We start from the raw sequence: 24536 nt of genomic DNA, 5'->3' as shown, positions 1-24536 counted from the left end.
TCAAGTCCTCACTGACCCGATCACACGTCTGTTGCGGGGGGCGGAGAGTGGCTCAGCCCCAGGACTGCTCACTCATGGAGCGGAACGCCGTCTCGAGGACGCGGTAGTGGCGTGGGCGCGTCAAGGTGAACAGCACGACGTCCGAGACGTCCTCCGCGCGCATCATGTCGTCGAGTTCCGGCATGCCCGGCGTCCGCAGGCCCCGGCCCATGCCGAACTGCGTGGCGACCCCGCCCGGGCAGATGCTCGAGCACCGGATCCCCCACGGGCGCAGCTCGTGGTCCAGTGATCGGGTGAAGCCCACCTGCGCGAACTTGGTCGCGACGTAGACGGCCTCGCTCGGCAGTCCCCGGCGGCCGGCCTCGGACGCCAGGGTGACGAGGTCACCGGCTCCGGACGCCTTGAGCCAGGGCAGCGTCGCGTGCACGGTGTTGAAGAGCCCGTGCACGTTCACGTCGACCATCTCCTGGACGTCCGACCACGGGACGTCCTCGAAGAGCCCCCAAGAACCGACCCCCGCGTTCGCGACGACGATGTCGACACCGCCGAAGCGCTCGGCCGTCGTCGCCGCGGCGGCCACGACCTGGTCGCGGTCCCGGACGTCGCAGCTGATCTCGAGGCTGTCCACCAGACCCAGGGATGCCGGCGTCCTCGAGATCAGCCCCAGTCGCACGCCGTGCCCGGCCAGGGCCCGCGCCACCGCGGCGCCGATTCCGCTGCTGGCGCCGGTGACCAGAGCCGTCTTGCCGGAGAGGTCGCTCATCCCCCGCCCCCGGTGGTGTCGGCCGCGGAGGCGGCCGGCACCGGCTCGGCGCCGTACCCGGCCGCCCAGGGCTCGAGGCGCGTGGTGACCGGCGCCCCGGACTCGGCCGCGTGGTGGACGGCCAGCGAGAGCAGGTGGTCCTGACAGGCCTCGGCGAGCGGGTACGGCGGGCGTCCCTCGCCCCGCCGCCACGCCCCGGTCATCTCGAGGGAGGTCGCGATGGCGATCTCCTCGTCGGAGAGCCGGGCTCCGCGGTACCTGTTGCGGTAGAGCACCCGGCCGGCCCAGCTCAGGGTCTCCAGGTCCGTGCCCTCGAGGTCGCCGTCCGCCCCGCTCTGGCGGCGCACGATCGGCGCGCTCAGGGTGGTGCCGGGCTCGCCGCACCAGGTGACGTCCGGGCCCACGACCTCGCCGAGGCTCCCCCGCAGCACCACCTGCCGCCGGCGCAGCGGGTTGAACCACTGCCCGTCGGTGAAGTCGTAGACCGCGGTGCGGCCGCCCACCTCCACGATCCCCAGCGTGTGCCGGGTGTCCCGCACCTCCGGAGCGGCCGGCCACCCGCCGCGGTCCGGCCCCTCCATCACCGGCCCCGTCGCGTGCACCCCGCTGACGCGAGCGGGCTCGAAGCCCACCCCGAGGAGGAACCGCAGCAACCCCATCGCGTGGTAGTCGTGCGTCCAGGAGACCTGCGCCGAGGTGAGCTCGCCGAGCGTGCCGGTCTCGACCAGCGCGCGCAGTGCCGCGACCGCGGGCAGGTACGGGTGCTGCTCGGCCACCTGCACGAGGTCGCGGCCGCCGACGTCGGCCCACAACCGGCGCATCCCCTCCACGTCCGCGGCCGGCGGGGTCTCCGACAGCACGGCGACCTCGAGGTCCACCAGCGCGCGGATCACGTCGGGGTTCGCCTCGCGGGGGACGGAGGTGACGACGACCTCCGGGGCAGCGGCGGTGACGAGCGCCTCGGGGCTGCGGTACGTCGGGACGCCCCACTCGCGCGTCAGGCGCTCCCCCACCTCCGGCGTCCGCGTGACGATGCCGGCGCACGCGAACCGGTCCGGCAGCCGGCGGGCGAGGCGGAGGTAGAAGTCCGCCCGCCAGCCGTGCCCGATCACGCCGAAGCGGAGCGGGTGACCGGTCACGGCACCAGGACCGCTCGGGCGCGGATCTCGCCCGCCTTGAGTCGGGTCAGCGCGAGGTTGGCGTCCTCGAGGGGGAACGCCTCATGGACCGACCGGAGCTTGCCGGCCGCGGCCAGGGCGAGGACCTCCCGCAGCTGCCACCGGTTGCCCAGGACGGAGCCGACGACGGTCTTCTCGTCACCGATGTCCAGCAGCCCGACCGGCTGAGCGACGCCCAGGACGATCCGGCCGCCCGGACGGGTGATCCGCATGGCCTCGTCCACGGCGCTCGGCGAGGGCGCGAAGACGATGGTGGCGTCCATGGAGGCGTCGGCCAGGGAGTCGCCGCCGGCACCCTGCGGGCTGTACGAGGCGACCGCGCCGACCTCCTCGGCGACCTCCTGGTGCAGCCGGCTGCGGGTCACCGCCGAGACGTCGGCCCCGGTCAGCCGCGCCATCTGCACCACCATGTGCCCGACGCCGCCGACGCCGATCACGGCGACCTGCTGGCCCGGGGAGAGGGCGGCCTTCTCGACGGCGCCGTAGGCGGTGATGCCCGGGCAGAGCAGCGGCGCCGCCTCGGCGTCCGAGAGCCCCGCCGGGATCGGGGTGGCGTAGGCCGCGTCGGCGAGCATCAGCTGCGCGTACCCGCCGTCCCGCGTCTCGCCGGTGATCTGCCGCTTCCGGCAGAGCTGCTCGGAGCCGGTCAGGCAGTACCGGCAGCGCCCGCACGTGGACCAGATCGGCTGGACGCCGACCCGGTCGCCGACGGCGAGGTGCGTGACCCCCGGCCCCAGCGCGGCCACCCGGCCGACGACCTCGTGCCCCGGGACGATCGGGAAGGACGCCGGCGTCGCGGGCAGCCAGTCCCCCTCGACCATGTGCAGGTTGGACCGGCAGACGCCGCACGCCGCCACCTCGAGGAGGACCTCCCCGGGACCCGGCTGGGGGTCGTCCACGTCCCGCCACTCGAGCGGGGACTGCTCCACCGGCCCCGCGGCCCGGAGGACCATTGCCTTCATCGGTTGCGCTCCTCGTGCGTGGGATGGGCCCGACGTGCGTGGTGGTGTCCCGACCCCGGGCCCCCCGGGCACCGGGGTCGGGACACGGCTGGTGCGTCAGGCAGACGGGCGGGTGACGATCCCGCGCTCGACGAGCCTGTCGATGTTGGCGGCGCGGGTGACGGCCTCACGGGCCAGCCAGCCCTCCTGCGGCAGCTCCTCGACGTACTGGTTCTTGGCGTAGATGGGCTGCTCGTAGATGGCCGCGTACTGCTCGGTGCGCAGGTCCTTGAACCAGTTCATGACACCGTTCTGCGCGCGGGCGCGGCGCAGCGCCTCGATGTCGATGACGTAGCTGACGAAGGAGTCGCCCGGGAGCAGCCCCTCCTGGCGGGCGACGACCTGGCCCTTGCTGTTCACGATCATCGACCGGCCGCCGAACAGGTCGAACATCGTCCCGTCGTCGTAGCACTGCGGGCCCAGGTTCGGCGAGATCACGAAGCACTGGTTGAACATGGCGTGGGCGCGGTTCTGCAGCTCCCACATGCCCTGGCTGACCTGCGGGTCGATCAGCGTCGCGCGGATGATGATCTCCGCGCCGTTCATCGCCAGGCCGCGCGAGGTCTCCGGGTAGGCGCCCTCGTGGCAGATGATGTAGCCGATGTTGCCGATCTCGGTCTTGGCGACCGGGAAGATGGCGTCGAGGACGCTGCCGTTGCCCTTCTTGGCCACCCACTCGTCGTAGATGTCGTGCGGGTTGGTGGTGCCGAGCGCGCCGCCCTCGTAGGCGTCGCTGGTGGACTTGGCCCGCTTGTAGACGACCTCGCCGTCCGGGTCGATGAGGAACGCGACGTTGAACAGGTGACCCGGGAAGTCCTCGTCGGTCACGAACAGCAACTCGGCGGCGATGTAGGTGTCCAGCTCCCGGGCCTTCGCCGACAGGACGTCGGTCTCCGGGCCGGGGACGGTCGTCGCGAACGACGCGTGGGCCTCCGCGTTGCCGGCCCGGAAGTCCTCCGGCATGCCCTGGATCGCCATCTCGGGGAGCACGACCAGCTTGACCGGCGCGCCCTCGGTGGCCGCGGTACGGACCGCCATGTCCATGAAGGTGCAGATGCGCTTGGCGCTCTCGACGGCGTCCTCGCGCTTCTTCATCGTGACGATGCGCGGCGAGATCGCCACCACTGCGTACGGCTCGATCACTTCTCTACTCCTCGTTCGTACGTGCACCGGACGTGCGCTCCGGTGGCCTGGTTGTGGATCTCCTGCGCCGCGGTGGGCGGCACGGTCAGTGGGGTCGCTGCGGGGTGTCCGGCGGCTCAGGTGGCAGGCCCGTCCCCGCCCCTGCTCGGCCTGCGGACGACGGCTCTGGCCAGCCGGGCGAACCAGGACCGCCCCGCGCCGGTAGTGAAGAGGACGGCCAGCAGGATCACGGCGCCCTTGACGACCAGCTGCGGCTGGGCCTGGACGCCCAGCAGGTCCATGATGTTGAGGATCATCCCGATGACCAGGCCGCCGAAGACGGCGCTGATCGGGTCACCGCTCCCGCCGAACAGCGAGGCGCCGCCGACGACGACGGCCGCGATCGCGTTGAGCTCGTACCCGTTGCCGATGATGGCGCTGCCCTCGGTGAGCTGGGCGGCCATCATCAGGCCGGCGAGACCGGCGAGCAGTGCCGACCAGAAGTAGGCGGCGATGGTGTCCCGCTTCACCGGCAGGCCCGAGAGCCGGGCCGCCTCCGGGTTGGCGCCGAGGGCGTAGAGCCGCCGTCCGAAGGGCTTGTAGGCCATCACGACCGCGGCGATCACCATGACCACGAGGGCGATCAGCACCGGCGAGGGCATCGGGCCGATGTTCCCGGCGAACAGGTTGAGGAAGGTGTCGTCGTCGACCGGGACGAGCCGACCGCCCTGGATGATGTAGGCCGCGCCGCGGGCCAGGCTGAGCATGGCCAGCGTGACGATGAACGGGGTGATGCCCCCGTAGACGATGAGCACCCCGTTGACCAGGCCGATGACGCCGGCCACGCCCAGTGCCACCAGCACCGCCACGGGCAGGGGCAGCCCGCTCTGGAGCATCAGGGCGCCGACGACCGAGGACAGGGCGGCCACCGAGCCCACCGAGAGGTCGATGCCGCCGGTCACGATGACCATGAACTGGCCGACCGCGAGCACCGAGACCACCGACGCGGTGATCAGGACGGCCATGAGGTTGCGCGAGGTCAGGAAGAAGGGCGAGAGCGCACTCCCGACCAGCATCACGATCGCGGTGACGGCGAACAGGTACAGCTTGGACCCGAGGGAGCCGACGCTCTCCCGCAGGGCCGTGAACCGGTTCGGGCCGGCCCCTCCGGGAGCGACCGCCCCGCGGGCCGCCGGTGCGGTCGGCGACTGCAGCGCCTGTCCGGCCTCAGTGCTGTGTGTGGACACGGCTGTCACTCCGTTGCTCGTTCCGGTTTCAGGAGAAGAGGTCGAGGATCGCGGACTCACCCTCGGCCTCCAGGCGGTCACGTCCGACGACGCCGACGACCGTTCCGCGCCGCAGCACGGCGACCCGGTCACACATCAGCGCCTCGTCGATCTCCGAGGTGATGAGGACGGCGCTGCCGCCGCGGGCGACGAAGTCCTGGATCAGCTCGTAGATCTCGAGCTTGGCGCCGACGTCGACGCCGCGGGTCGGCTCGACGAAGACCAGCGTCTGCACCCCGCTGACCAACCACTTGGCGAGGGCGACCTTCTGCTGGTTGCCGCCGCTGAGGTTCACCACCGGCTGGCGGACCGAGCGTGCCTTGATCGCGAGGGACTCCCGCATCCGTGCCGCGGTGCCCACCTCCTTCGCGCGGTGCAGGAAGGAGAACCGGGTGAACTGCGGGAGGGAGGCCATGGTGACGTTGTTGGCCACCGACATGTCCAGGACCAGGCCCTGGCTCTTGCGCTCCTCCGGCAGCAGCCCGAGACCGAGACGGATGGCGTGCGCCGGGTTCCTCGGCTGCTGGGCGACGCCGTTGAGCACGAAGGTCGTGGCCGTGGACGGCCGGGCGCCGAAGAGACAGGAGGCCAGTTCGCTCTGGCCGTTGCCGATCAGGCCGGAGAAGCCCAGCACCTCACCCCTGTGCAGGGTCAGGTCGACGCCGTTGAGCACCTGACCGTCGCGCAGGCCCCGCACCTCGAGCGCCACCTCGTCCGAGCCCCCGCCGCACCCGAGGTAGGGGGCCGTGGCCCGGCCGAGGTGCAGCCGGTCGGATGCCTCGGCGCTGACGTTGCCGAGCATCGCTTGGAGCACCGCGTCGTGCGAGCTCTCCTCGCCCGGGAACACCCCGACCTTCCGGCCGTCGCGGAACACCGAGATCCGGTCGCAGATCTCGTACATCTCGTCGAAGTGGTGCGAGATGAAGATGACCGCCAGTCCCTGCTCCCGGAGCCGGCGGAGCAGGTCGAACAGCCGCCGGACGTCGTGCCGGGGCAGCGTCGCCGTCGGCTCGTCGAGGATGAGGATCCGCGCGTCCCGACCCACCGCCTTGGCGATCTCGACCGCCTGGCGGTGCGCGATCGGCAGCGACTCCACCGTCCTGCGGACGTCGATGTCGAAGCCGAGCAGCCGGAGTGCCTCCCGGGCCCTCGCCCGGACGGTGCGCCAGTCCACCGTGCCCAGCCGGGTCCGGGGCAGGTCGCCGATGTGGATGTTCTCGGCGACCGACAGGGACGGCATGAGGCTCAGTTCCTGGAAGACCGTGTAGATGCGAGCCTGCTGCGCGCTGTGCGGCGAGTCGAAGGAGACGGGAGCGCCGTCGACGAGGACGGCGCCCCCGTCCGGCTTCTCGACACCGGACAGGATCCTGACGAGGGTGGACTTGCCGGCCCCGTTCTGACCCGCGATGCCGTGGATCTCCCCCGGCATGATGTCGAGGTCGAGGTCGGCGAGCGCCTGCGTCCCGGGGTAGGACTTGCTGATCCCCGAGACGGCCAGGCGGGCCACCCCGGCGCTGAGGTCGGCAACGGCGGTCATGGTCATCCCCTCGTCAGGCCCGGACTAGTTGAGCGACCCGGCGAACTGCAGGTCGTCGCTGACGAACTCGGTGGCGTTCTCCGGGGTCGCCACGACCGCGGGCAGGATCCGGTTGGCCGGGGACCCCTCGCACTCACCGGTCGGCTTGCCCTCGATGGCGGCGATCGCCTCCTCGACGGCGTAGCCGGCCTGGGTGGCCGGCTGGTTGAGCCCGCTGGCCACGACCGCGGAGTCGGTTCCCTCGGCCATCCCCCTGACGACGTCCATGCCGCCGTCGAACCCGGCGATCACCACGTCCGTGCTGCCGTCCGCCTGCATCAACCCGGCGCCCTTGAGCGCCTCGGTCACGGCGCCCATCACGACGTCGGTCTGGTTGAAGATGACGTTGACGTCGGGGTTGCCGGCCAGCACGTTCCGCATCGCGGTGAGGGTCTTGTCCGGCAGCGCCTCGCCGTAGTTGTTGGGGATGCGGTTGGTCGCCGGGCCGGGGTGGGCGGCGAAGTACTCGTTCCAGCCCTCCATGAAGCCCTCCTCGCGCACCTGGGTGACCAGTTCCTGCGGGAAGATCGCCTGGATGTACAGGTTGATCTGGGGCTGACCGCCGAAGCGGCTCGCCGCCACCTCCGCCGTCTCCAGCCCCACCTGCTTGGCGGTGGCGAAGCCGTCGTCGTACACGTTGCACGCCACCTCGGTGGCCAGCTCGGGCGCGACCCGGTCGTTGACAACGATTACCGGCACGCCCGCACGCTTGGCCGCCTGGATGCCGGCGGACACGTTCCGGTCACCGACGGGCTCGATGATGATCGCCTGGGCGCCCTTGTTGATGAACGTCTGGATCTGCTGGATCTGGGTCTGCGCGCTGCCCTGCGCGTCGACCGCCTCGACGTCGTAGCCGCGTTCCTCCCCCTCGGCCACGACGTTGTCCGAGAGCGTGGTCAGCCAGCTGTTCCCGGCGATGAACCGCATCGACAGCCCGATGAGGGGCTCGTCGCCCCCGGCCTCGCTGGCCGTGGCGGAGCACGCGGTCAAGGAGCCGAGACCGATCGCGGCACCGGCGGCGAGTGCGACCAGGCGACGCCTGTTCTCCAGCATGCTGCTCTTTCCTTCCGTCAGGGCGACGACGCCGTCGCCGTGGTGGTGCCGGGATGGGTGGGTGGAGCGGTTCAGGGCGGCGAGAAGCCAGGGAGGAGCTCGCCGGATCCCCGGGGGATCAGCTGCAGCGGGATGACGGTCTGGACCGGCTTGCCCCCGTCGCCGTCCAGCCGCAGGAAGAGCCGCTCCGCGGCGAGCCGGCCGAGGAGCTCGGCGGACTGCTCGAGGACGGTGACCGCGGGCGACAGCACGTCGGCCAGCGCGAAGTCGCCGAAGGACACCAGGGCGACGTCCGTGCGCTTGCGGTGGTGCAGCACCTTGACCACGCCGAGGGAGGTCTCCGAACGGGCACTGAAGATGGCGGTCGGGGGCTCGTCGAGGTCCAGGAGCGCGGCGGTGCGGAACCCGGCCGTGGTGGCGTCGCGGCAGTCGGTGGCGACGATCTCCGGGTCCACCGGCAGCCCCGCCTCCTCCAGCACGTCGAGGTAGCCGGCGTGCCGGTTGCGCGAGGTCTCGATGGCGAGGTCGTCCCCGATGAAGGCGATCCGCCGGTGCCCGTGGAGGACCAGCTGGCGCACAGCCGTGCGAGCGCCGCCCCGGTCGTCGAAGACCACGACGTCGGCAGCCAGGTTCTTGGGGTGCCGGTCGAGGAAGACCAGCGGAGTCGACGAGGAGGACAGGAAGGACAGGTCGGCGGTGTGCGGGGTGATGATCAGCCCCGCGACACGACGCTGCTCCAGCGCGTCGACGATGGCCCGTTCCCTGCCGGGGACGCGGCGGTTGCTCGCGACGATGACGTTGAAGCCGCGCTTGAGCACCGCGAGTTCGATCTCGCTGATGACCGCCGCGAAGAACGGGTCGGCGATCGACTCGACCAGGACGCCGATCGTGTCGTCGACGCCGCGACGCAGCGAGCGCGCCAGGAGGTCGACCCGGTACCCGAGCCGCACCACGGCGGCCTCGACGCGCTGCCGCGTCTCGGCCGACACCCGGGGGTCCCCGTTGATGACGCGGGAGGCCGTCTTCGCACTCGTGCCGGCCGCCTCGGCGACGTCCGTGAGCTTCACCGGGCGGCCGTTCACGACGACGCCGCCGGGCCGGCCGGAGCGGGGTGGACGGGGCCGCCCGACAGGTGCAGGGACATGTGGCTCACCGTCCTCTCGCAGCGGTTCGTGGGTGGCCCGGATGGCCGAGGTAATCGATGTCACGCCGTGTCGCACGACACAAAACCTGGGTGTTTCGCGTCTGTCAAGCCCCTGTTTCACCGGCGCCCGCTGACGTGCGCAACCACCGTTGCGCGGCCCGCAGGCACGCCCGGGAGACCGATGGGAGCCCGGTACTCGGGACCCCTTCGGCCTGCCCGTGGACGCTCGCGATCAGGTGGTCACGGCGCGCCCGCGCGGGCGTCCGGGACCGGTTCCGCCAGCCGCCGGTCGAGACGCACTGCGGCGTGGACGGTGACCTCGACCGGCCGAGCGTCGCCGGAGAGCACGGTGCCCTCCTGCTGCACCGCCGCGGCTCCCCACGCCAGCGCGGAGCGGAGCGCGTCGGGCCCCTCTCCCCCGGCCGCGAGGAAGCCCGCCAACAGGGCGTCGCCCGCCCCGACGGCGCTGCGGATCCGCTGCACGGGGGCCTCCCCGTGTCGCGCCCCCTCACGGTCGACGAGGACCGCGCCGTCGGGACCGAGGCTGGCCAGGACCGACCGCGCACCGCGTTCCCGCAGCGCCTCGGCGGCGTCGACGACGTCCCCGAGTGTCTCCAGTCGTCGACCGGCGACCTCGCCCAGCTCCTGTGCGTTGGGCTTGACGAGGTCCGGCCCCGCGTCGAGCGCGGCGCACAACGCCGCCCCCGAGGAGTCGACCACCGTTCTCACCCCCCGCCGGTGCGCCTCCTCGGTGAGGGTGGCGTAGTACGCGGGCGGCACCCCTGCCGGGAGGCTGCCGCAGAGTGCCAGCCACGCGACCCCGTCCACCTCCTTCAGGACGGCTGCGGTGAGGGACTCGACGTCCGCTGCGTCGAGCAGGGGGCCGGCCTCGTTCACCTTGGTGACGGTGCCGTCGGGCTCGACGAGACTGATGTTGCTCCGGATCTCACCGGTGATCGGGACGGCGACGTGGGGGACCCCGGCCGCACCCAGCATGTCCGCGATCTGGGCACCCGCCGCACCCCCGACCGGGAGGACGGCGACGACGTCGTGTCCACGCGCCTGCAGGGCGAGGGCGACGTTGACCCCCTTGCCACTGGGTTCGCTGCGGCTCCGCGAGCTGCGGAGGACGGCGCCACGTCGTATCCCGTCGAGGAAGACGGTGCGGTCGACGCTCGGGTTGGGCGTGACGGTGAGGATCATGCGCGCTCCACGGTGAGCCCGGCGGCCTGCAAGGTGCGCAGCTCGGCGTCGGGGAGGCCGGTGTCGGTGACGAGGAGGTCGATGTCGGAGAGGTCTGCGTGCTTGACGAGGCTGACCGCACCGACCTTGCTCGAGTCGGCGAGGAGGATGCGCCGGCGGGCGCTGGCGAGCATGAGGCGCTTGACGGCCGCCTCCGCCGGGTCCGGAGTGGTCAGCCCACGGTCCACGGAGATGGCGTTGGTGCCGAGGAAGGCGACGTCGACGTTGATCTCGGCGAGCGCTCGGGCGGCCCAGTCGTCCACCTCGGCCTGGGTCACGGGCCGGACGCGGCCGCCCAGCGTCATGACGGTCAACAGCGGGTGGTTCACCAGGCTGAGTGCGATCGGGAGCGTGTTGGTGAACACGGTGAGCTCCCGGTCGGTGGGGAACAGCTCGGCCAGTCGCGCGGTCGTCGAGCCGGCGTCGAGCAGCACCGATCCGCTCGGGGGGAGGTGCGCCAGCGCCGCCCGGGCGATGCGCGTCTTCTCCTCGGCGTAGTAGGTGCGCGTGGCCACGGCGGGTTCGAAGGAGAGCTGTTCGACCGGCACGGCGCCGCCGTGCACCCGGCGCAGCAGCCCCTGGTGCTCGAGGGCGATGAGGTCCTTGCGCACCGTCTCGTTCGTGACGCCGAGTTCGGCCGCCATGTCCGTGGCGTCCACCCGCCCGGCGGAGCGGATCCGAGCGAGGATCGCCTGCTGCCGCTGCGCGGCGTACGGAGGTCGTCCGGCACGCTCCTCGCCGGCGGGGCCGTCGGTCAGCGTCATCGGGTGCTCCTCGGCGAGGGCGCGGGGAACTCCTCGGGCCGGTTGTAGACGCCCGCCGCCAGCCCGGCGAGCAGGGCCGCGCCGCGGGCTCCGGCCTCGGTGGTCCCCGCGACGCGGAGGTCGCCGAGCACGCGCCGCTTCACGGCGAGGAGCGCGTCGCTGTGGGTCCAGCCTCCGGCGACGACCAGGGACTGGTGCTGCCCCGCCACCGCCGTCATCGCGTCGTGCACCTGGGCGGCCTGCGCCGTGACCGCCTGCAGGGCCGCCTGCCACACGTGTGCCGGCTCGGTGCCACTGGTGACGCCGCTGATGCTCAGGCTGTCGGTGTCGACGCCGGTGACCACGACCCCGCGGTCGCCGTGGGCGAGCGCGCCCCTGTCGAGCTCGGTGAGGTCCTCCGCGGTGCGGCCGAGCATCGCCATGACCCGCTGGAGCGCCAGGCCGCCCTGGGTGCCGCCGAGCAGGCACCACCGGTCGGCCAGCACGTGCCAGCCGGTGGTGATCCCGGCCGTGGCCAGCAGGGCCACGGACGCCGGGTCGAGGCCGGGGGGGACGGTGCGGATCAGCGCCTCGGCGCTCCCACAGGAGTCGAGGACGTCGCCTGCCCCCGCCGCACCGGCACCCACCGCGGCCGCCTGGTGGTCGTGCCCGGCGACGGTCAGGACGGCGCCGGCCAGGCGGGAAGGCACCGCGTCGTCGTCCACCTGCCCGAGCGGCGTCCCCGCGGTGACGAGTTCGGGCAGCAGCGAGGTCCGCGCTCCCGACCACTCCAGGGTCTCGGCCCACCACTGCCGACTGGCGAGGTCGAGCCAGCCGGTACGGGAGGCGAGTGACTGCTCGGCCGACTCGGCGCCGCCCAGACCTCGCACCACCCACTCGGCGACGTTGAGCCGACGGACGGCCTCCTTGGCCTGGGGGTGGTTGGCGAGGAGCCAGCGGTGCTTGGTCAGCGACCACTGACCGCGCATCGGCAGCCCGGTGTGGCCGGCGAAGACCGAGCCGAAGCTCTCGGCGAGCTCGTCCACCTCCGCCGAGTCGCGGGTGTCGTGCCAGGCGATGACCGGGGCCAGGGACCTCCCCCTGCGGTCCAGGAGGACGCCGGACTCGCCCATGCTCGTCACGCCGACACCGAGGACCGTCCCGTCGGGGGCCTGCGACAGCGCGCGACCGAGCGCGTCGCGCGCGCAGTCGAGCAGGGCGACGGCGTCCAGCTCGGCGCCGTGCGGTGCCGACACCCAGGGGGTGTGGGCTCGCCCCTGAGCGACCGCGCGCCCGTCGGTGGTGAACACGACGGCCTTGCTGGACGTCGTGCCCACGTCCACACCGACGAGGAGGAAAGTCAACCGGTCCACCTTCCACGGGAGTGAGCTCGCGAGCCCCTGCTTGGGATTCGATGGACATCGTTGGGCTTCGTTGGAATAGTGTCAAGCGTCATAGCCCACGGACCCGACGCGGGGTCCGCCCATCAGCTCGGAGGTCGCGGATGCCGCTCGTCACCACCCGGGAGATCGTCGACGCCGCCCGTGCGAACCGGGTCGGGGTCGGTGCCTTCAACGTCATCACGATCGAGCACGTCGAGGCGATCGTCGCTGGGGCGGAGGCCGCGGGCACCCCGGTGGTCCTGCAGCTGAGCGAGAACGCGGTGAAGTTCCACCACGGCCGGCTGGCTCCCGTCGCTGCTGCGGCCTCCGCGGTCGCCCAGGTGGCCGCGGTGCCGGTGTCCCTGCACCTCGACCACGTCGAGAGCACGGACCTGCTGCACCAGGCGGCCGACGTGGGCATGAGCTCGGCGATGTTCGACGCCTCGAAGCTGCCCTACGAGGCGAACGTCGCGGCCACGCGGGCAGCAGCGGACTGGGCCCACGAGCGCGGCCTGTACCTGGAGGCCGAACTCGGCGAGGTCGGCGGCAAGGACGGCGCCCACGCACCGGGCGTGCGCACCGACCCGGAGGAGGCCGCTGCCTTCGTCGCGGCCACCGGTGTCGACGCCCTGGCCGTGGCGGTGGGGAGCTCGCACGCGATGACCACCCGGGACGCGCGGCTCGACCACGACCTGATCGCACGCCTCCGTGACGCCGTCCCGGTCCCCCTGGTGCTCCACGGGTCCTCCGGAGTCCCGGACGACGCCCTCAGCCGGGCCGTCGAGGCCGGCATCGTGAAGGTGAACATCGGGACGATCCTCAACGTCGCCTTCACCGGCGCGGTGCGGGAGAGCCTGCAGGACCCGACTCTGGTCGACCCGCGCACGTACTTCGCGCCCGCCCGCGTGGCCATGTCCTCGGTCGTCCAGCGCCTGCTCGGTGTGCTCACTCACGCCCCCGAGAGCCTGGCGGCGCGCTGATCGCTCGCGGTGGCGTGCCGACGCCGGGCCGTCCGGGACCGGCCCCGGGCGCGCGCTCCGCGTCGCCCTCCGCCGGAGCGCTACCCGCGGCGCACCCCCACGGCACCGACGGCGCCGCGGAGGCCGACGCAGCCGATGCACCCCACGCAGCCGACGCAGTCGACGCAGGCGATGCAGGCCACACACGCGGCACAGCCGACGTTGGCCAGGCCGGCGAGGATGCCGGCGCTGCCGACGACGCCGGCGCTGAGAGCGACACCGGCGCTGCCGACCACCCCGGCGCTGGCGACGACGCCCGAGCTCATCGCGACGCCGGCACTCGCCACGGTGGCCGCACTGCCGACGACGCCGGCCGATGCGGCGCTGCCGGCACTGCCGACGACGGCCGCGCTGTGCGCGGTGCCGGCGCTGCCGACGACGGCGCTGCTGCCCGTGGTCGCGACACTGCCGACCGGCGCCGCGCCGGCCGGCGGCTCGCCACCCCGGGCCTCGACGTCGGTGACCACGGCTCGGGGCGTGCGGGGCTCCTGCGACATGGCTGCGCCTCCTGGGTCGGTGCGAACGCCCTGGACCTGGCCACGAACGCCCTGGGCCCGGTCGCGGCCGTCGCCGGCACCAGCGTTCCGCGCGCGGCGGCGCGGCGGCAAGAGCCGCGGTCCGGGGCCCGAGGTCTCGTGCCCCCTCGGGCCCCGGGCGAGCGGGTGGCCGGTGTCGGTCAGTCGGCGACGGAGGCGGCCGCGCCCTCCCCCAGCGCGTCGGTCAGCAGGGCGACGAGCGCCTCGAGCTGCACGTCGGCCGACGAGGCGACCTCCTCGTCCGACCCGTCCAGCGCCCGGGCGGCCAGTCCGGCCTTGCTGTCGATGAGCCCGGCGATCCGCGCGTCGAGGGTCTGCGCGGCGATGATCCGCCACGCGGTGACCGGCTCGGTCTGGCCGATGCGGTGACTGCGGTCGATGGCCTGGGTCTGCTCCGCGTCGGTCCAGGACAGCTCGGCCAGCACGATGTTCGAGGCGACCTGCAGGTTCAGGCCCACACCGGCGGCGGTCAGGGAGCAGACCGCGACGGCGACGTCGGGGTCCTCCACGAAGGCGTCGATGTTCCTCTGCCGCACCGACGGGGTCTGGTCGCCGCGGATCGACGAGAAGCGCACCCCCTGCCGGGCGAAGGCCTCCTCGGCGGCGTCCATCACGTCCACGTGCTTGGCGAAGAACACCACCTTGCCCGCGCTGCGGGCCAGCTGCGCCGCGTAGTCGGCGGCCAGCCCGGCCTTCGCCTGGCCGATGCGCCGCATCATGCTGAAGACGTTCTCGCCGGTGGTCGTCGTCGCGTCCTTCAGCTCGGACTTGGCCACCCGGCGCACGAGGTCGGCGTCGATGCCCTCGACGACGGCGTCGGACGGGCGGCCGGCGAGCACGCTCTCGTAGCGCGCCACCATCCGGCGGGCGAGGTCGCGCTCGGCCGCCCGGATCGACCGGCCCGCCGGCCCGTCCAGCTCGACGGGGAGGTCGGCGATGCGGCGGGCGGGGATGTCGGCGGCCACGTCCACCTTGCGGCGCCGGACGATGCCGCGGTCGATGACGCACCGGCGGGCGGCGGCGTAGAACCCGGGGTCCGCGGGCGTCAGCCCGGTCTCCTCCAGCGCGTCCATGAGGTCCCCGAGCGGCTTGCTGTCGTCGATCCAGCCGAGGAACTGCCAGATGGCGCGGAAGTCCTCGATGTCGTTGATCAGCGGGGTGCCCGTGAGGGCCATCAGCAGGGGCCGCGCGGTACGGGCGCGGATGCGGTCGGAGAGCTCGAGCACGTGCTGGGAGCGCTGGCTGCTCTTGTTCTTGATGAAGTGCGCCTCGTCGACGACCATCCCGCGGAAGCCGAAGTCACCGAGCCAGCCCACGTGGCGGTCGAGCACCTCGTAGTTGACGACGACGATGTCGGCGAACCCGTCGACCGTGTCGCCGTTGCCCTGGACGACGGTCGCCGGGCGGTGCGGCGTCCAGAGGTCGGCCTCGCGTGCCCAGTTGGTCTTGACGACGTTCGGGACGACCACGAGCAGCGGATAGGCGTCGGCCGCCTCCGCGGCGAGCAGCGCCTGGGCCGTCTTGCCCAGGCCGGGCTCGTCGGCGAGCAGGAACGTCCGGTGGCCGGCCGCGGCCGCGGCGACGAGCTCCGCCTGGTGGCGCATCAGCTCCTGCCCCTTCGGCGCCCGCAGCGAGGCGGGCACGGGCAGCGCCATGCACGCCGAGTCCCCGCTGCCGGCACGCTCGAAGGCGCTCAGCAGCGGGGCGATGAGCTCCCAGCCGGCCAGCCGGCGCGGGCGGGAGGGGCGCTGCACGACCGCGGAGTAGTCGGGGGCCAGGAAGGGGTTGGCGAGCTGCCGGGAGATCACCGACTGGGGCACGGCGCGGCGCTCGGGAGGAGCGGGCGCCGCCGGGGCCTCCGCCGGCGCGGCCTCCTCGGGGGCCGGCTCGATGCCGGCGGCCTCGAGCAGGTCGCGCTTGAGCGACCGGGCCGCGTCGGAGACGACGGCGTCCTCGGCGAGCAGCGCCAGCAGGCCGGCGTCCCGGACGGCGGTCGTGGCGAGGATGGTGGCGATGCCGTCCAGGCGCTTGAGCTGCTCGGTGCGGTGCCCGTCGCTGCCGCCGGTGTCGGCCAGGACGCGGGCGCGCTCGTCCCGCAGCAGCAGGGCGACGGCCTGGAACTTCGTGCGCACGGCAGGCGTCACACGGCCGCGCTGGGCGGCCGCCTCGACCTCGCGGACGGTGCGGGCGAGCACCGAGACGACGTCGCCGCGGGAGCGGACCCGTCGCTGGTTCCGCGGGGTGCTGCGGCGAGCGCCCGTGTGGCGCTGGCCTGGTCGGGCCACGAACTCCTCCTCTGGTCGCCGGGCGCGATCGCCGCGGCAGCATGCCGCACCGTCCCGGGGACGGGGCGGGCGAGGCCCCGACCGGAGCGCCCGGTCCGCGGACGCCCGGCGTGCCTGCGGCTCTCCGGGGGAACGGACGTCGCGGACCCGGGCCGGCCTCTCACGGGGCCCGGAGCCGCCGGCGGTCGGGTGGTGACCACGGCGGGGGACGTCGTCGTCGGACGAACGGCCCCGGTTCCGTGGTCGGTGCCTCGCCCCTGTCAACGCGTGTGCGGGCCCATGATTCCCGACCCGCCCCCGCTCGGCACCCCCGGGGCGTCCGGCGGCGCGGACGGATGATGCCGGCATGACCCGCATCGCGATCCTCCACCCGGGACAGATGGGCGCGGCCGTGGGCCGCGCCCTGGTCGACGCCGGGCACGACGTCGGCTGGCTGCCCGCGGACCGCGGTACCGGCACCCGCCGCCGGGCTCTCGAGGCGGGTCTGCGGGAGCTGCCCGACCTCGGGGACCGGGACCTCGTCCTCTCCGTCTGCCCGCCGGCGGCGGCCCTCGACACCGCCCGGGCGGTCGCCGGGTTCCGCGGCGTGTACGTGGACGCCAACGCGATCAGCCCCGCCACGGCCGGCGAGGTCGCCGCGGTGGTCCGGGACGGCGGCGCCACCTACGTCGACGGCGGCATCGTCGGGCCGCCCCCGGCGCGGGCCGGGTCCACGCGCCTGTACCTGTCCGGGCAGCACGCGGCCGCGGTCGCCGAGGCCTTCCGGGGGACGCCGGTCGAGGCCGTCGTGCTCGACGGCGGGAACACGGCGGCGTCGGCGCTGAAGATGACCTATGCGGCATGGACGAAGACCACCGCGGCGCTGCTGGTCAGCGTGCGCCGCACCGCCGCGGACCTCGGCGTCGACGAGGCACTGCTGGCCGAGTGGGCCCGCTCGCGGCCGGACCTGGCCGACCGGCACGCCGCCGCGCTGCACGCCGCGGAGCGGAAGGGCTGGCGGTGGGAGGAGGAGATGCGCCAGATCGCGCGCACCCTCGCCGGAACCGGCGAGCCGACCGGGTTCGCCGAGGCGGCGGCCGAGCAGTTCAGCCGGTGGCCCCGGCCCGCGGACGACTGATCCGGCGTCGAGGTCTCCGACCGTGTCGGCCGCTCCGCGATCCGTCCCGGCACGTCCGCTGCGCTACCGGTCGCTGCTCGCGGTGGTCGCCGTGCTCGCCGCGACCCTGCCGGCCGCGGTCGCCGTGGCGCCCGGGGGCCCGCAGCTCACGGTGATGACGCAGAACACCTACGTCGGCACGGGCCTGACCGACACCTTCGCGGTGTCGTCGTGGCCGGAGCTCGTGGCGGCGGTGAGCCAGGACTGGGCCAACGTGCTCGCCAACGACGTCCCCACGCGGGCCGGGGCGCTCGCCGACGAGATCGCGCGGCTGCGTCCGGAGGTCGTCGGCCTGCAGGAGGTCACGCTCTGGCGCGACCAGACGCCCAGCGACGTCCGCACGCACCCCGCGCCGAACGCGACCCGTGTGGCCTTCGACCACCTGGCGCTCCTCCTGGACCGGCTGCGCGCTCGTGGCCTCCCGTACGTCGCCGTGGCCACGTCGACGAACGCCGACGTCGAGGCACCGCGACTCGAGCCCGGCACCGGCCTGGTCGACCTGCGGGTCACCGACCGTGACGTGCTCCTGGTGCGGGCCGACGTTGCGGCGAGGGTCAGCGACCCGAGGCACGGCCACTACGCCGCCGAACGCCGCCTGCCCTTCCTGACCGGTCCGGTCAGGAACACCCGCGGCTGGACCTCGATCGACTACCGGGTCGGCCCGAGGACGTCGGTGCGGATCGTGAACACCCACCTCGAGGTCGGCGGCCCGGGATCGGGCCCGGTCCAGGTGCGGCAGGCGGACGAGCTCCTGGCGATCGTCGCCGCGAGCCCCCACCCGGTGATCGCGCTCGGCGACTTCAACGCACCGGCCGACGGCTCCGCCACGGACACCTACCGGGACCTGACCGCGGTGCTCGACGACGCGTGGACCGCGGTGCGGCCGGGCGACCCCGGGCCGACGTGCTGCCAGGGGGAGCTGCTCGCCGATCCGGTCGGGCGCGAGGGGGTCCGGATCGACCTCGTGCTCACCTCCGGGGACCTGACGGTGACGGGGGTGGCGCGCACCGGTGACGAGCCGTTCCGCTCCTCCCCGCCCCCGGTGTGGGCCTCCGACCACGTCGGCGTGACCGCGCGGATCGCCGTCCGCGGGCGGCTGGCGCCCACCCGGTGACCGCCCGTCGCACGCCTCAGGAGAGCAGGAGGACCAGCAGCACCGCGTTCAGGCCGAGGATCACCGCGGTCACGACGACGGCGACCGCGGTGGTCCCGCGCCGGTTGACCAGCTCCCCCATGACGTCGCGGCGCCGGGTCAGCAGCAGCAGCGGCACCAGCGCGAACGGGATCCCGAAGGACAGCACCACCTGGGAGACCACCAGCGCCCGGGTCGGGTCGACCCCGAGCGCCAGGATCGCCAGCGCGGGGGCCATGGTCAGCGCCCGGCGGAGGAACAGCGGGATCCGGCGCCGCAGGAAGCCGTCCATGATCACCTGGCCGGCGTAGGTGCCGACGCTGGCCGAGGCGAAGCCCGAGGCCAGCAGCGCCACGGCGAACAGCAGTGCGGCCGTGCTGTCGATGCCGAACCCCTCGTAGGCCCCCTCGAGGGTGTTGCGGCCGAGCGACGACCCGGCGAACAGGGCGGCCGCGACCAGCAGCATCGCCACGTTGACCAGCCCGGCCAGGCCCATCGCCACGGTGACGTCGAGCCGCTGCGCCCGCAGCGCCGCCAGCCGCTGCCGGACCGTCGTGGCCTCGACGGTCTCCGAGACCAGCGCCGAGTGCAGGTAGATGGCGTGCGGCATCACGGTCGCGCCGAGGATGCCCGCGGCCAGCACCAGGCTGCCGACGTCGTCGAGGCGGGGCACCAGCCCGCCGGCCGCCGCCCCCGCGTCGATCTCCGCGCGCGGCACGAGCAGCAGGAAGGCGAGGACGATCAGGCCGAAGTAGGCGGTCACGAGGCGGGCGAAGCGCCGGTCCCCCGGGGCCTGGACGGCGAGCAGCACGAAGGCCCAGGCGCCGGTGATCAGCCCGCCGGTGAACAGGTCCAGCCCGAAGAGCAGGTTCAGCGCGATCGCGCCGCCGACGATCTCGGCCAGGTCGGTGGCCATCGCCACCAGCTCGGCCTGCCCCCACAGCCCCAGGACGACGGGGCGGGGGTACTGCCTCCGGCAGTGCTGCGGCAGGGACATGCCGGTGGCCAGCCCGAGCTTGGCCGACAGGCTCTGCACGAACATCGCCATGACGTTGGCCAGGACGATCACCCACAGCAGCAGGTAGCCGTACTCGGCGCCGGCGGAGACGTTGGTCGCGAAGTTGCCGGGGTCGACGTAGGCGATCGCGGCGACGAACGCCGGACCCAACAGCGCGAGCCGGCGCCTGCGCGTGGCCCGCACCGCCCGTTCCTGCTCCAGCACGCCGACCCCCCATGCGCCGCGACAGCCGTGCTGCGGAACCGCAATGGTGCGGAACGGAACCGACCGCGCCCAACCCCCAAAGCGGAGGGGGCGGGCGACCGAACCTCAGCGGCGCCCCGGTGCGGGCTCCTCCACCGCCCGGTCCGGGACGACGTGCACGGCGGCCTCCTCGGCGGAGGCCGCTCCCCCGTCGATCCCCTCGTCGAAGGCCTCCAGGTCCGGCGCGGGGTCGGGGACCGAGCCGGTGCCGGCGTCGGTCTCGGACAGCCGGCCGGCCCGCTGGTCACCGACCTCGTCGTCGCGGAGCTCCCCCTCGCCCCCGGGGAGGTCGCCCACGTCGTCGGCCGGCTCCTCGTCGCCGGTGGCGTCGGGCAGCTCCCGGGCGAGCCGCCCGTCCAGGCTCTCGCCCTGCTCGGCCTCGAACGCCGTCGTCCCCCAGTCGTCGACCGCCCACGGGCGGTCCTGCGGGACGTACCCGAGCTGCAGCACGTCGTCGGTGCTGACGTCCTCGAGGACGTCCTCCGGTTCCAGGCGCAGCGACGCCTCGCGGGCGTCGTCGCCGGAGTCGCCGGGGCTCCCGTGTCGCATCGGGTCCCCCTCCCTCGGGGTACGTGCAGCGCCAGTCTGCCCGGACCGCCGGAGAGGTGGGGTCCTCCCGCGGCTGGGACCATCGGCGGGGTGTGCACGGTGGTGGTCCGGTGGGCCGAGGGCGCGCCCGTGGCGGTCCTCGCCCTGCGCGACGAGCTGACCGGCCGCGCGTTCGACGACCCGGGTGCCTGGTGGCCGGGGTCCCCGGACGTCGTCGGCGGCCGGGACCGCACCGCCGGGGGGACGTGGTGCGCCACCCGGGTCGCCACCGGCGTCACCGCGCTGGTGCTCAACCGGCCGCAGAAGCGCCAGGCCGACCCGGGCGCGCCCAGCCGCGGCGTCCTGCCGCTGCTCGCCGCCGTGCACGAGGAGGACTGGCTCGGGCAGGTCCGGCTCGACGGCATGGCCAGCTTCCTGCTCGTGCTGGCCGCGCCGGACCGCCTGCTCACCTGGGACTTCGACGGGGCAGGGCTGTCGTCCACGCAGCGCCCCGCGGGCACGTGGATGGTGACGTCCGGGGGCCCGGAGGATCGCAAGGCCGACCGCTTCCTCCCCGACTTCCGCGCGGCCGGGTTCCCCGACGGCTGGCGGCGGCTCACGGCGAAGGAGCCCCCGCGCGACGACCCCGGCGCGCTGGTGGTGCGGCACGAGCAGGACGGGCTGGTCTACGCGACCGTCTTCGGCCAGCTCATCGAGGCCACGCCGGGACGGCTGCACCTGGAGCACAGCCGGCGGCCGTGGACCGGCGAGCCGTGGGAGGTCATCGACGTCGGTTGACCGCCGGCCGGCCCGCACGCACCCGGGAAGGGCACGGGCGGGCCGGCCGGTGCGTGGTCAGGCGGCGGCGCGCTCGACCGCCCCGAGGCCGGCCGGCTCCAGCGCGGCGGCGACGAGCCCGGCGACGTCGCCGACCAGGCGGACGTCGAGCCGGTCGCGGACCTCGGCGGGGACGTCGTCCAGGTCGGGCTCGTTGCGGGCCGGCAGGAACACGGTGGTCAGGCCGGCGCGGTCGGCGGCGAGCAGCTTCTGCTTCACCCCGCCGATCGGCAGCACCCGGCCGGACAGGGTGACCTCGCCGGTCATCCCGACGTCGGCCCGCACCGGCCGGCCGGCGGCCAGCGACGCCAGCGCCGTGACCATGGTGACCCCGGCGCTGGGCCCGTCCTTCGGCACGGCACCGGCCGGCACGTGCAGGTGCAGCCGCTTCTGCAGCACCGCCGGGTCGACCCCCAGCTCGGCGGCGTGGCCGCGCACGTAGGACAGCGCGATCTGCGCCGACTCCTTCATCACGTCGCCCAGCTGACCGGTGACGGTCAGCCCCGGCTCCCCGTCGACGGCGGTCACCTCGATGAAGAGGACGTCGCCGCCGGTGCCGGTGACCGCCAGGCCGGTCGCCACGCCGGGGACGGCGGTGCGCTCGGCCGTCTCCGGCGTGAACCGCGGCCGGCCCAGGTAGCCGCGCAGGTCGGCCACGGTGACGTGCAGCGGGGCCGCCGACGGGTCCCGGGCCAGGGTCGCCGCCGCCTTGCGCAGGACCCGCGCCAGCGCGCGGTCCAGCTGGCGCACGCCGGCCTCCCGGGTGTGCTCGGCCGCGATCGCCCGCAGCGCGTCGTCGCCGACCGTCACCTCCTCCGCGGTCAGCGCGGCCCGCCCCATCTCCCGGGGCAGCAGGTGGCCGCGGGCGATGGCCACCTTCTCGTCCTCGGTGTAACCGTCGAGCTGGAGGAACTCCATCCGGTCCAGCAGTGGCTGCGGGATCGTGTCGACGACGTTGGCCGTCGCCAGGAACAGCACGTCGGACAGGTCGAGGTCCAGGTCGAGGTAGTGGTCGCGGAAGGTGTGGTTCTGCTCGGGGTCGAGCACCTCCAGCAGCGCCGCCGCGGGGTCGCCGCGGTAGTCGCTGCCGACCTTGTCGATCTCGTCGAGCAGTACGACCGGGTTCATCGAGCCGGCCTCGCGGAGCGCGCGGACGATCCGGCCGGGCAGCGCGCCGACGTAGGTGCGCCGGTGGCCGCGGATCTCGGCCTCGTCCCGCACGCCGCCCAGCGCGACCCGGACGAACCGGCGGCCCAGCGCCCGGGCGACGGACTCGCCGAGGCTGGTCTTGCCGACCCCGGGCGGGCCGACGAGCGCCAGCACCGCGCCGGAGCCGCGGCCGCCGACCAGCTGCAGCCCCCGCTGCGCGCGGCGGGCCCGCACGGCGAGGTGCTCGACGATCCGGTCCTTGACGTCGTCGAGGCCGTGGTGGTCGGCGTCCAGGACCGCGCGGGCGGCTGCGACGTCGTCGTCGTCCGGCGTCCGGACGTTCCAGGGCAGGTCGAGGACGGTGTCCAGCCAGGTGCGGATCCAGCCGCCCTCGGGGCTCTGCTCGCTGGTCGCCTCCAGCCGGTCGATCTCGCGGAACACGGCGGTGCGCACCTGCTCGGGCAGGTCCGCGGCCTCGGCGCGGGCGCGCAGGTCCGAGCCGCCGTCGCCGTCCTCGCCGAGCTCCTTGCGGATCGCGGCCAGCTGCTGGCGCAGCAGGAACTCGCGCTGGGACCTCTCCATCCCCTCGCGGACGTCGTCGCGGATCTGCTCCGAGACCTGCATCTCGGCCAGGTGCGCGCGGGTCCACGCGACCAGCCGTTCCAGCCGCGCGTCGACGTCGGTGGTCTCGAGCAGCTCGAGCTTGCGGCGGGCGTCGAGGTACGGGGCGTAGCCGGCCAGGTCGGCCAGCGCGCCCGGGTCGGTCACCCGCGAGACGGTGTCGATGGTCTGCCAGTTGCCACGGGTCTGGAGCACCGAGACGACGAGCGTGCGGTACTCACCGGCCAGCTCGGCGGTGCGGTCGGTGGGCGCGCCGTCGTCGACGGGCGTGGCCTCGACCCACAGCGCCGCCCCGGGGCCGGGGACGCCGGTGCCGATCCGCACCCGGGCGGCGGCCCGGACGATCGCGGCCGGCTCGCCGGTGGGCAGCCGGCCGACCTGCTCGAGCGTGGCCAGCACGCCGGAGCCGCTGTAGACGCCGTCGAGGCGCGGGACGACGAGCAGGCGCTTGCCGGCCGAGGCGACCGCGGCGTCGACCGCCGCCTGCTCCTCGCCGTCGAGTGTGACCGGCAGGACCATGCCGGGCAGCAGGACGTCGTCGTCGAGGGGCAGGACGGGCAGACGAAGGGCTTCTGCCATGGGGATGTCACTTCCTGAGGTTGAGTGTCCTCCACTCAACTCCCGGCAGGCCCCGATGCTTCCCCCCACTCGTGGGCGCCCGGCGACCCCCGCATCGAGGGCTGATTTGTCGTACCCGGGGGCCACCCTGAACGTGTCCGGATCGCACCGCCGGGATCGCGATCGCAGACCGCGGCCACCGCACCGGCGGCCCCAGGGAGGAGGCGAGGACGAGATGAGGACCTACGACCCCGCCGACCGCATCGTCTACGTCCACCTGGCGCAGGACCCCGCCGCTCCCCCGGCGCCGCCGGCAGCCGGCGACGAGTGCCACCGGCTGCCGGCCGGCTACGCGAACACCTCCCTCGCCGTCCGGCTCGGCGGACCCCGCGCGGCCGGTGCGCGTCCAGCGCTCGTCGTCCTCCCCGGAGGGTCGGCACCGGCCGACGGCCCTGCCCCCGCCGTCCCCGCGCTGCGCCTGGCCCGGTAGCCGGCCGGTCCGGGACGCCGGGTCAGGCGAACTGGTCGGGCTGGTAGGAGCCGCCAGGGGTGCCCGCGATCACGTTCAGCCGGTTGTAGGCGTTGATCACGGCGATCTCGGTGATCAGGGCCGCCAGTTGCTCGTCGTCGAAGTGCTTGCGCGCGGCCTGCCAGGCGTCCTCGCTGACACCGGTGGCGGCGTCGGCGATCCGCGTGCCCTCCTCGGTGAGGGCGAGGGCGGCACGCTCGGCCTCGGTGAAGACCGCGGCGTCCCGCCACGCGGCGACGAGGTTCAGCCGCACCTGGGTCCTCGAACACCGCGGCCGCGTCCTCGACCGACCGGGTCGTCCCTGGATCGCTCACGTCATGAGGACGACGCAGGGCCGCGACGTGCGACGTGCCCGCCGACCGGTCTCCCGCCTGCCCGGGCGGGATCGACGACGACAGGCGCGTCGCCGCACGCCCCGCAACGCGCCGGTGGGGG

22 protein-coding genes are annotated in these 24536 nt (G+C 74.1%); 5 read left to right on the top strand and 17 right to left on the bottom strand.

Annotated features, from left to right (window positions below; genetic code table 11):
- Positions 1 to 52: 52 nt before the first annotated feature.
- The 11 genes from ACI79D_RS02870 to ACI79D_RS02820 all read right to left on the bottom strand — a co-directional run bounded on the left by ACI79D_RS02870 (position 53) and on the right by ACI79D_RS02820 (position 12472).
- On the bottom strand, positions 53 to 763 hold the full coding sequence (locus tag ACI79D_RS02870; RefSeq protein WP_456916791.1) for an SDR family oxidoreductase: 711 nt from the start codon (positions 761 to 763) through the stop codon (positions 53 to 55).
- On the bottom strand, positions 760 to 1902 hold the full coding sequence (locus tag ACI79D_RS02865; RefSeq protein WP_456916790.1) for a Gfo/Idh/MocA family protein: 1143 nt from the start codon (positions 1900 to 1902) through the stop codon (positions 760 to 762). Before ACI79D_RS02865 ends, ACI79D_RS02870 begins: the two co-directional genes overlap by 4 nt.
- Entirely contained in the window at positions 1899 to 2903 is a 1005-nt protein-coding gene (locus tag ACI79D_RS02860; RefSeq protein WP_456916789.1) for an alcohol dehydrogenase catalytic domain-containing protein, read from the bottom strand. The genes ACI79D_RS02865 and ACI79D_RS02860 overlap by 4 nt, the downstream gene beginning before the upstream one ends.
- Before the next feature lie 96 nt (positions 2904 to 2999).
- Positions 3000 to 4085 (bottom strand): nitrilase-related carbon-nitrogen hydrolase, encoded by a 1086-nt coding sequence (locus tag ACI79D_RS02855; protein WP_456916788.1) that lies wholly within the window; start codon positions 4083 to 4085, stop codon positions 3000 to 3002.
- Between the two features lie 116 nt (positions 4086 to 4201).
- Entirely contained in the window at positions 4202 to 5311 is a 1110-nt protein-coding gene (locus ACI79D_RS02850; protein WP_456916787.1) for an ABC transporter permease, read from the bottom strand.
- A 28-nt stretch (positions 5312 to 5339) separates the two neighbouring features.
- A complete protein-coding gene (locus ACI79D_RS02845; protein WP_456916786.1) occupies positions 5340 to 6887 on the bottom strand; it encodes a sugar ABC transporter ATP-binding protein in 1548 nt (515 codons plus the stop codon).
- 24 nt (positions 6888 to 6911) lie between these two features.
- Complete coding sequence (locus tag ACI79D_RS02840; protein WP_456916785.1) at positions 6912 to 7979, bottom strand: sugar ABC transporter substrate-binding protein; 1068 nt, start codon at positions 7977 to 7979, stop codon at positions 6912 to 6914.
- A 71-nt stretch (positions 7980 to 8050) separates the two neighbouring features.
- Complete coding sequence (locus ACI79D_RS02835; RefSeq protein ID WP_456916784.1) at positions 8051 to 9046, bottom strand: LacI family DNA-binding transcriptional regulator; 996 nt, start codon at positions 9044 to 9046, stop codon at positions 8051 to 8053.
- Positions 9047 to 9363: 317 nt separating this feature from the next.
- Positions 9364 to 10326 carry a 1-phosphofructokinase gene (gene pfkB / locus ACI79D_RS02830; protein ID WP_456916783.1) on the bottom strand — a complete coding sequence of 321 codons (963 nt, stop codon included), beginning with the start codon at positions 10324 to 10326 and terminating at the stop codon, positions 9364 to 9366.
- Positions 10323 to 11129, bottom strand: a complete 807-nt coding sequence (locus ACI79D_RS02825; RefSeq protein WP_456916782.1) for a DeoR/GlpR family DNA-binding transcription regulator — start codon at positions 11127 to 11129, stop codon at positions 10323 to 10325. Before ACI79D_RS02825 ends, pfkB begins: the two co-directional genes overlap by 4 nt.
- Complete coding sequence (locus tag ACI79D_RS02820) at positions 11126 to 12472, bottom strand: FGGY-family carbohydrate kinase (RefSeq protein WP_456916781.1); 1347 nt, start codon at positions 12470 to 12472, stop codon at positions 11126 to 11128. The genes ACI79D_RS02825 and ACI79D_RS02820 overlap by 4 nt, the downstream gene beginning before the upstream one ends.
- Before the next feature lie 140 nt (positions 12473 to 12612).
- Here ACI79D_RS02820 and ACI79D_RS02815 point away from each other — a divergent pair, with 140 nt between their 5' ends.
- Positions 12613 to 13470: a class II fructose-bisphosphate aldolase gene (locus ACI79D_RS02815; RefSeq protein WP_456916780.1), complete on the top strand. Its 858-nt coding sequence runs from the start codon at positions 12613 to 12615 to the stop codon at positions 13468 to 13470.
- Between the two features lie 80 nt (positions 13471 to 13550).
- Here ACI79D_RS02815 and ACI79D_RS02810 read toward each other — a convergent pair whose 3' ends face one another.
- On the bottom strand, positions 13551 to 14006 hold the full coding sequence (locus tag ACI79D_RS02810; RefSeq protein WP_456916779.1) for a hypothetical protein: 456 nt from the start codon (positions 14004 to 14006) through the stop codon (positions 13551 to 13553).
- A gap of 179 nt (positions 14007 to 14185) precedes the next feature.
- A complete protein-coding gene (locus ACI79D_RS02805) occupies positions 14186 to 16330 on the bottom strand; it encodes a DEAD/DEAH box helicase (protein ID WP_456916778.1) in 2145 nt (714 codons plus the stop codon).
- A gap of 346 nt (positions 16331 to 16676) precedes the next feature.
- On the opposite strand from ACI79D_RS02805, the gene ACI79D_RS02800 reads away from it, so the two are divergent.
- Together ACI79D_RS02800 and ACI79D_RS02795 are read left to right on the top strand one after the other, a co-directional pair.
- Positions 16677 to 17447, top strand: a complete 771-nt coding sequence (locus tag ACI79D_RS02800) for a DUF1932 domain-containing protein (RefSeq protein WP_456916777.1) — start codon at positions 16677 to 16679, stop codon at positions 17445 to 17447.
- 22 nt (positions 17448 to 17469) lie between these two features.
- Positions 17470 to 18600 (top strand): endonuclease/exonuclease/phosphatase family protein, encoded by a 1131-nt coding sequence (locus ACI79D_RS02795; RefSeq protein ID WP_456916776.1) that lies wholly within the window; start codon positions 17470 to 17472, stop codon positions 18598 to 18600.
- 16 nt (positions 18601 to 18616) lie between these two features.
- Here the strand turns inward: ACI79D_RS02795 and ACI79D_RS02790 are convergent, their stop codons facing one another.
- Positions 18617 to 19840, bottom strand: a complete 1224-nt coding sequence (locus tag ACI79D_RS02790; RefSeq protein ID WP_456916775.1) for an Nramp family divalent metal transporter — start codon at positions 19838 to 19840, stop codon at positions 18617 to 18619.
- A gap of 105 nt (positions 19841 to 19945) precedes the next feature.
- Positions 19946 to 20428, bottom strand: coding sequence for a DUF5709 domain-containing protein (locus tag ACI79D_RS02785; protein ID WP_456916774.1), 483 nt, complete (start codon positions 20426 to 20428; stop codon positions 19946 to 19948).
- A gap of 90 nt (positions 20429 to 20518) precedes the next feature.
- On the opposite strand from ACI79D_RS02785, the gene ACI79D_RS02780 reads away from it, so the two are divergent.
- The gene (locus ACI79D_RS02780) at positions 20519 to 21205 is read left to right on the top strand and encodes an NRDE family protein (RefSeq protein ID WP_456916773.1); all 687 of its coding nucleotides are present in this window, start codon (positions 20519 to 20521) and stop codon (positions 21203 to 21205) included.
- A gap of 57 nt (positions 21206 to 21262) precedes the next feature.
- Here ACI79D_RS02780 and lon read toward each other — a convergent pair whose 3' ends face one another.
- Positions 21263 to 23593 (bottom strand): endopeptidase La, encoded by a 2331-nt coding sequence (gene lon, locus ACI79D_RS02775; RefSeq protein WP_456916772.1) that lies wholly within the window; start codon positions 23591 to 23593, stop codon positions 21263 to 21265.
- A gap of 214 nt (positions 23594 to 23807) precedes the next feature.
- On the opposite strand from lon, the gene ACI79D_RS02770 reads away from it, so the two are divergent.
- A complete protein-coding gene (locus tag ACI79D_RS02770) occupies positions 23808 to 24062 on the top strand; it encodes a hypothetical protein (RefSeq protein WP_456916771.1) in 255 nt (84 codons plus the stop codon).
- A 22-nt stretch (positions 24063 to 24084) separates the two neighbouring features.
- On the opposite strand, the gene ACI79D_RS02765 is transcribed toward ACI79D_RS02770, so the two are convergent.
- Positions 24085 to 24354: a carboxymuconolactone decarboxylase family protein gene (locus tag ACI79D_RS02765; protein ID WP_456916770.1), complete on the bottom strand. Its 270-nt coding sequence runs from the start codon at positions 24352 to 24354 to the stop codon at positions 24085 to 24087.
- Positions 24355 to 24536 lie beyond the last annotated feature (182 nt).

It is taken from the genome of Geodermatophilus sp. SYSU D00708, assembly GCF_054050115.1.
The sequence above is the reverse complement of the archived record's forward strand: the minus strand, read 5'-3'. Positions and strand labels throughout refer to the sequence as shown.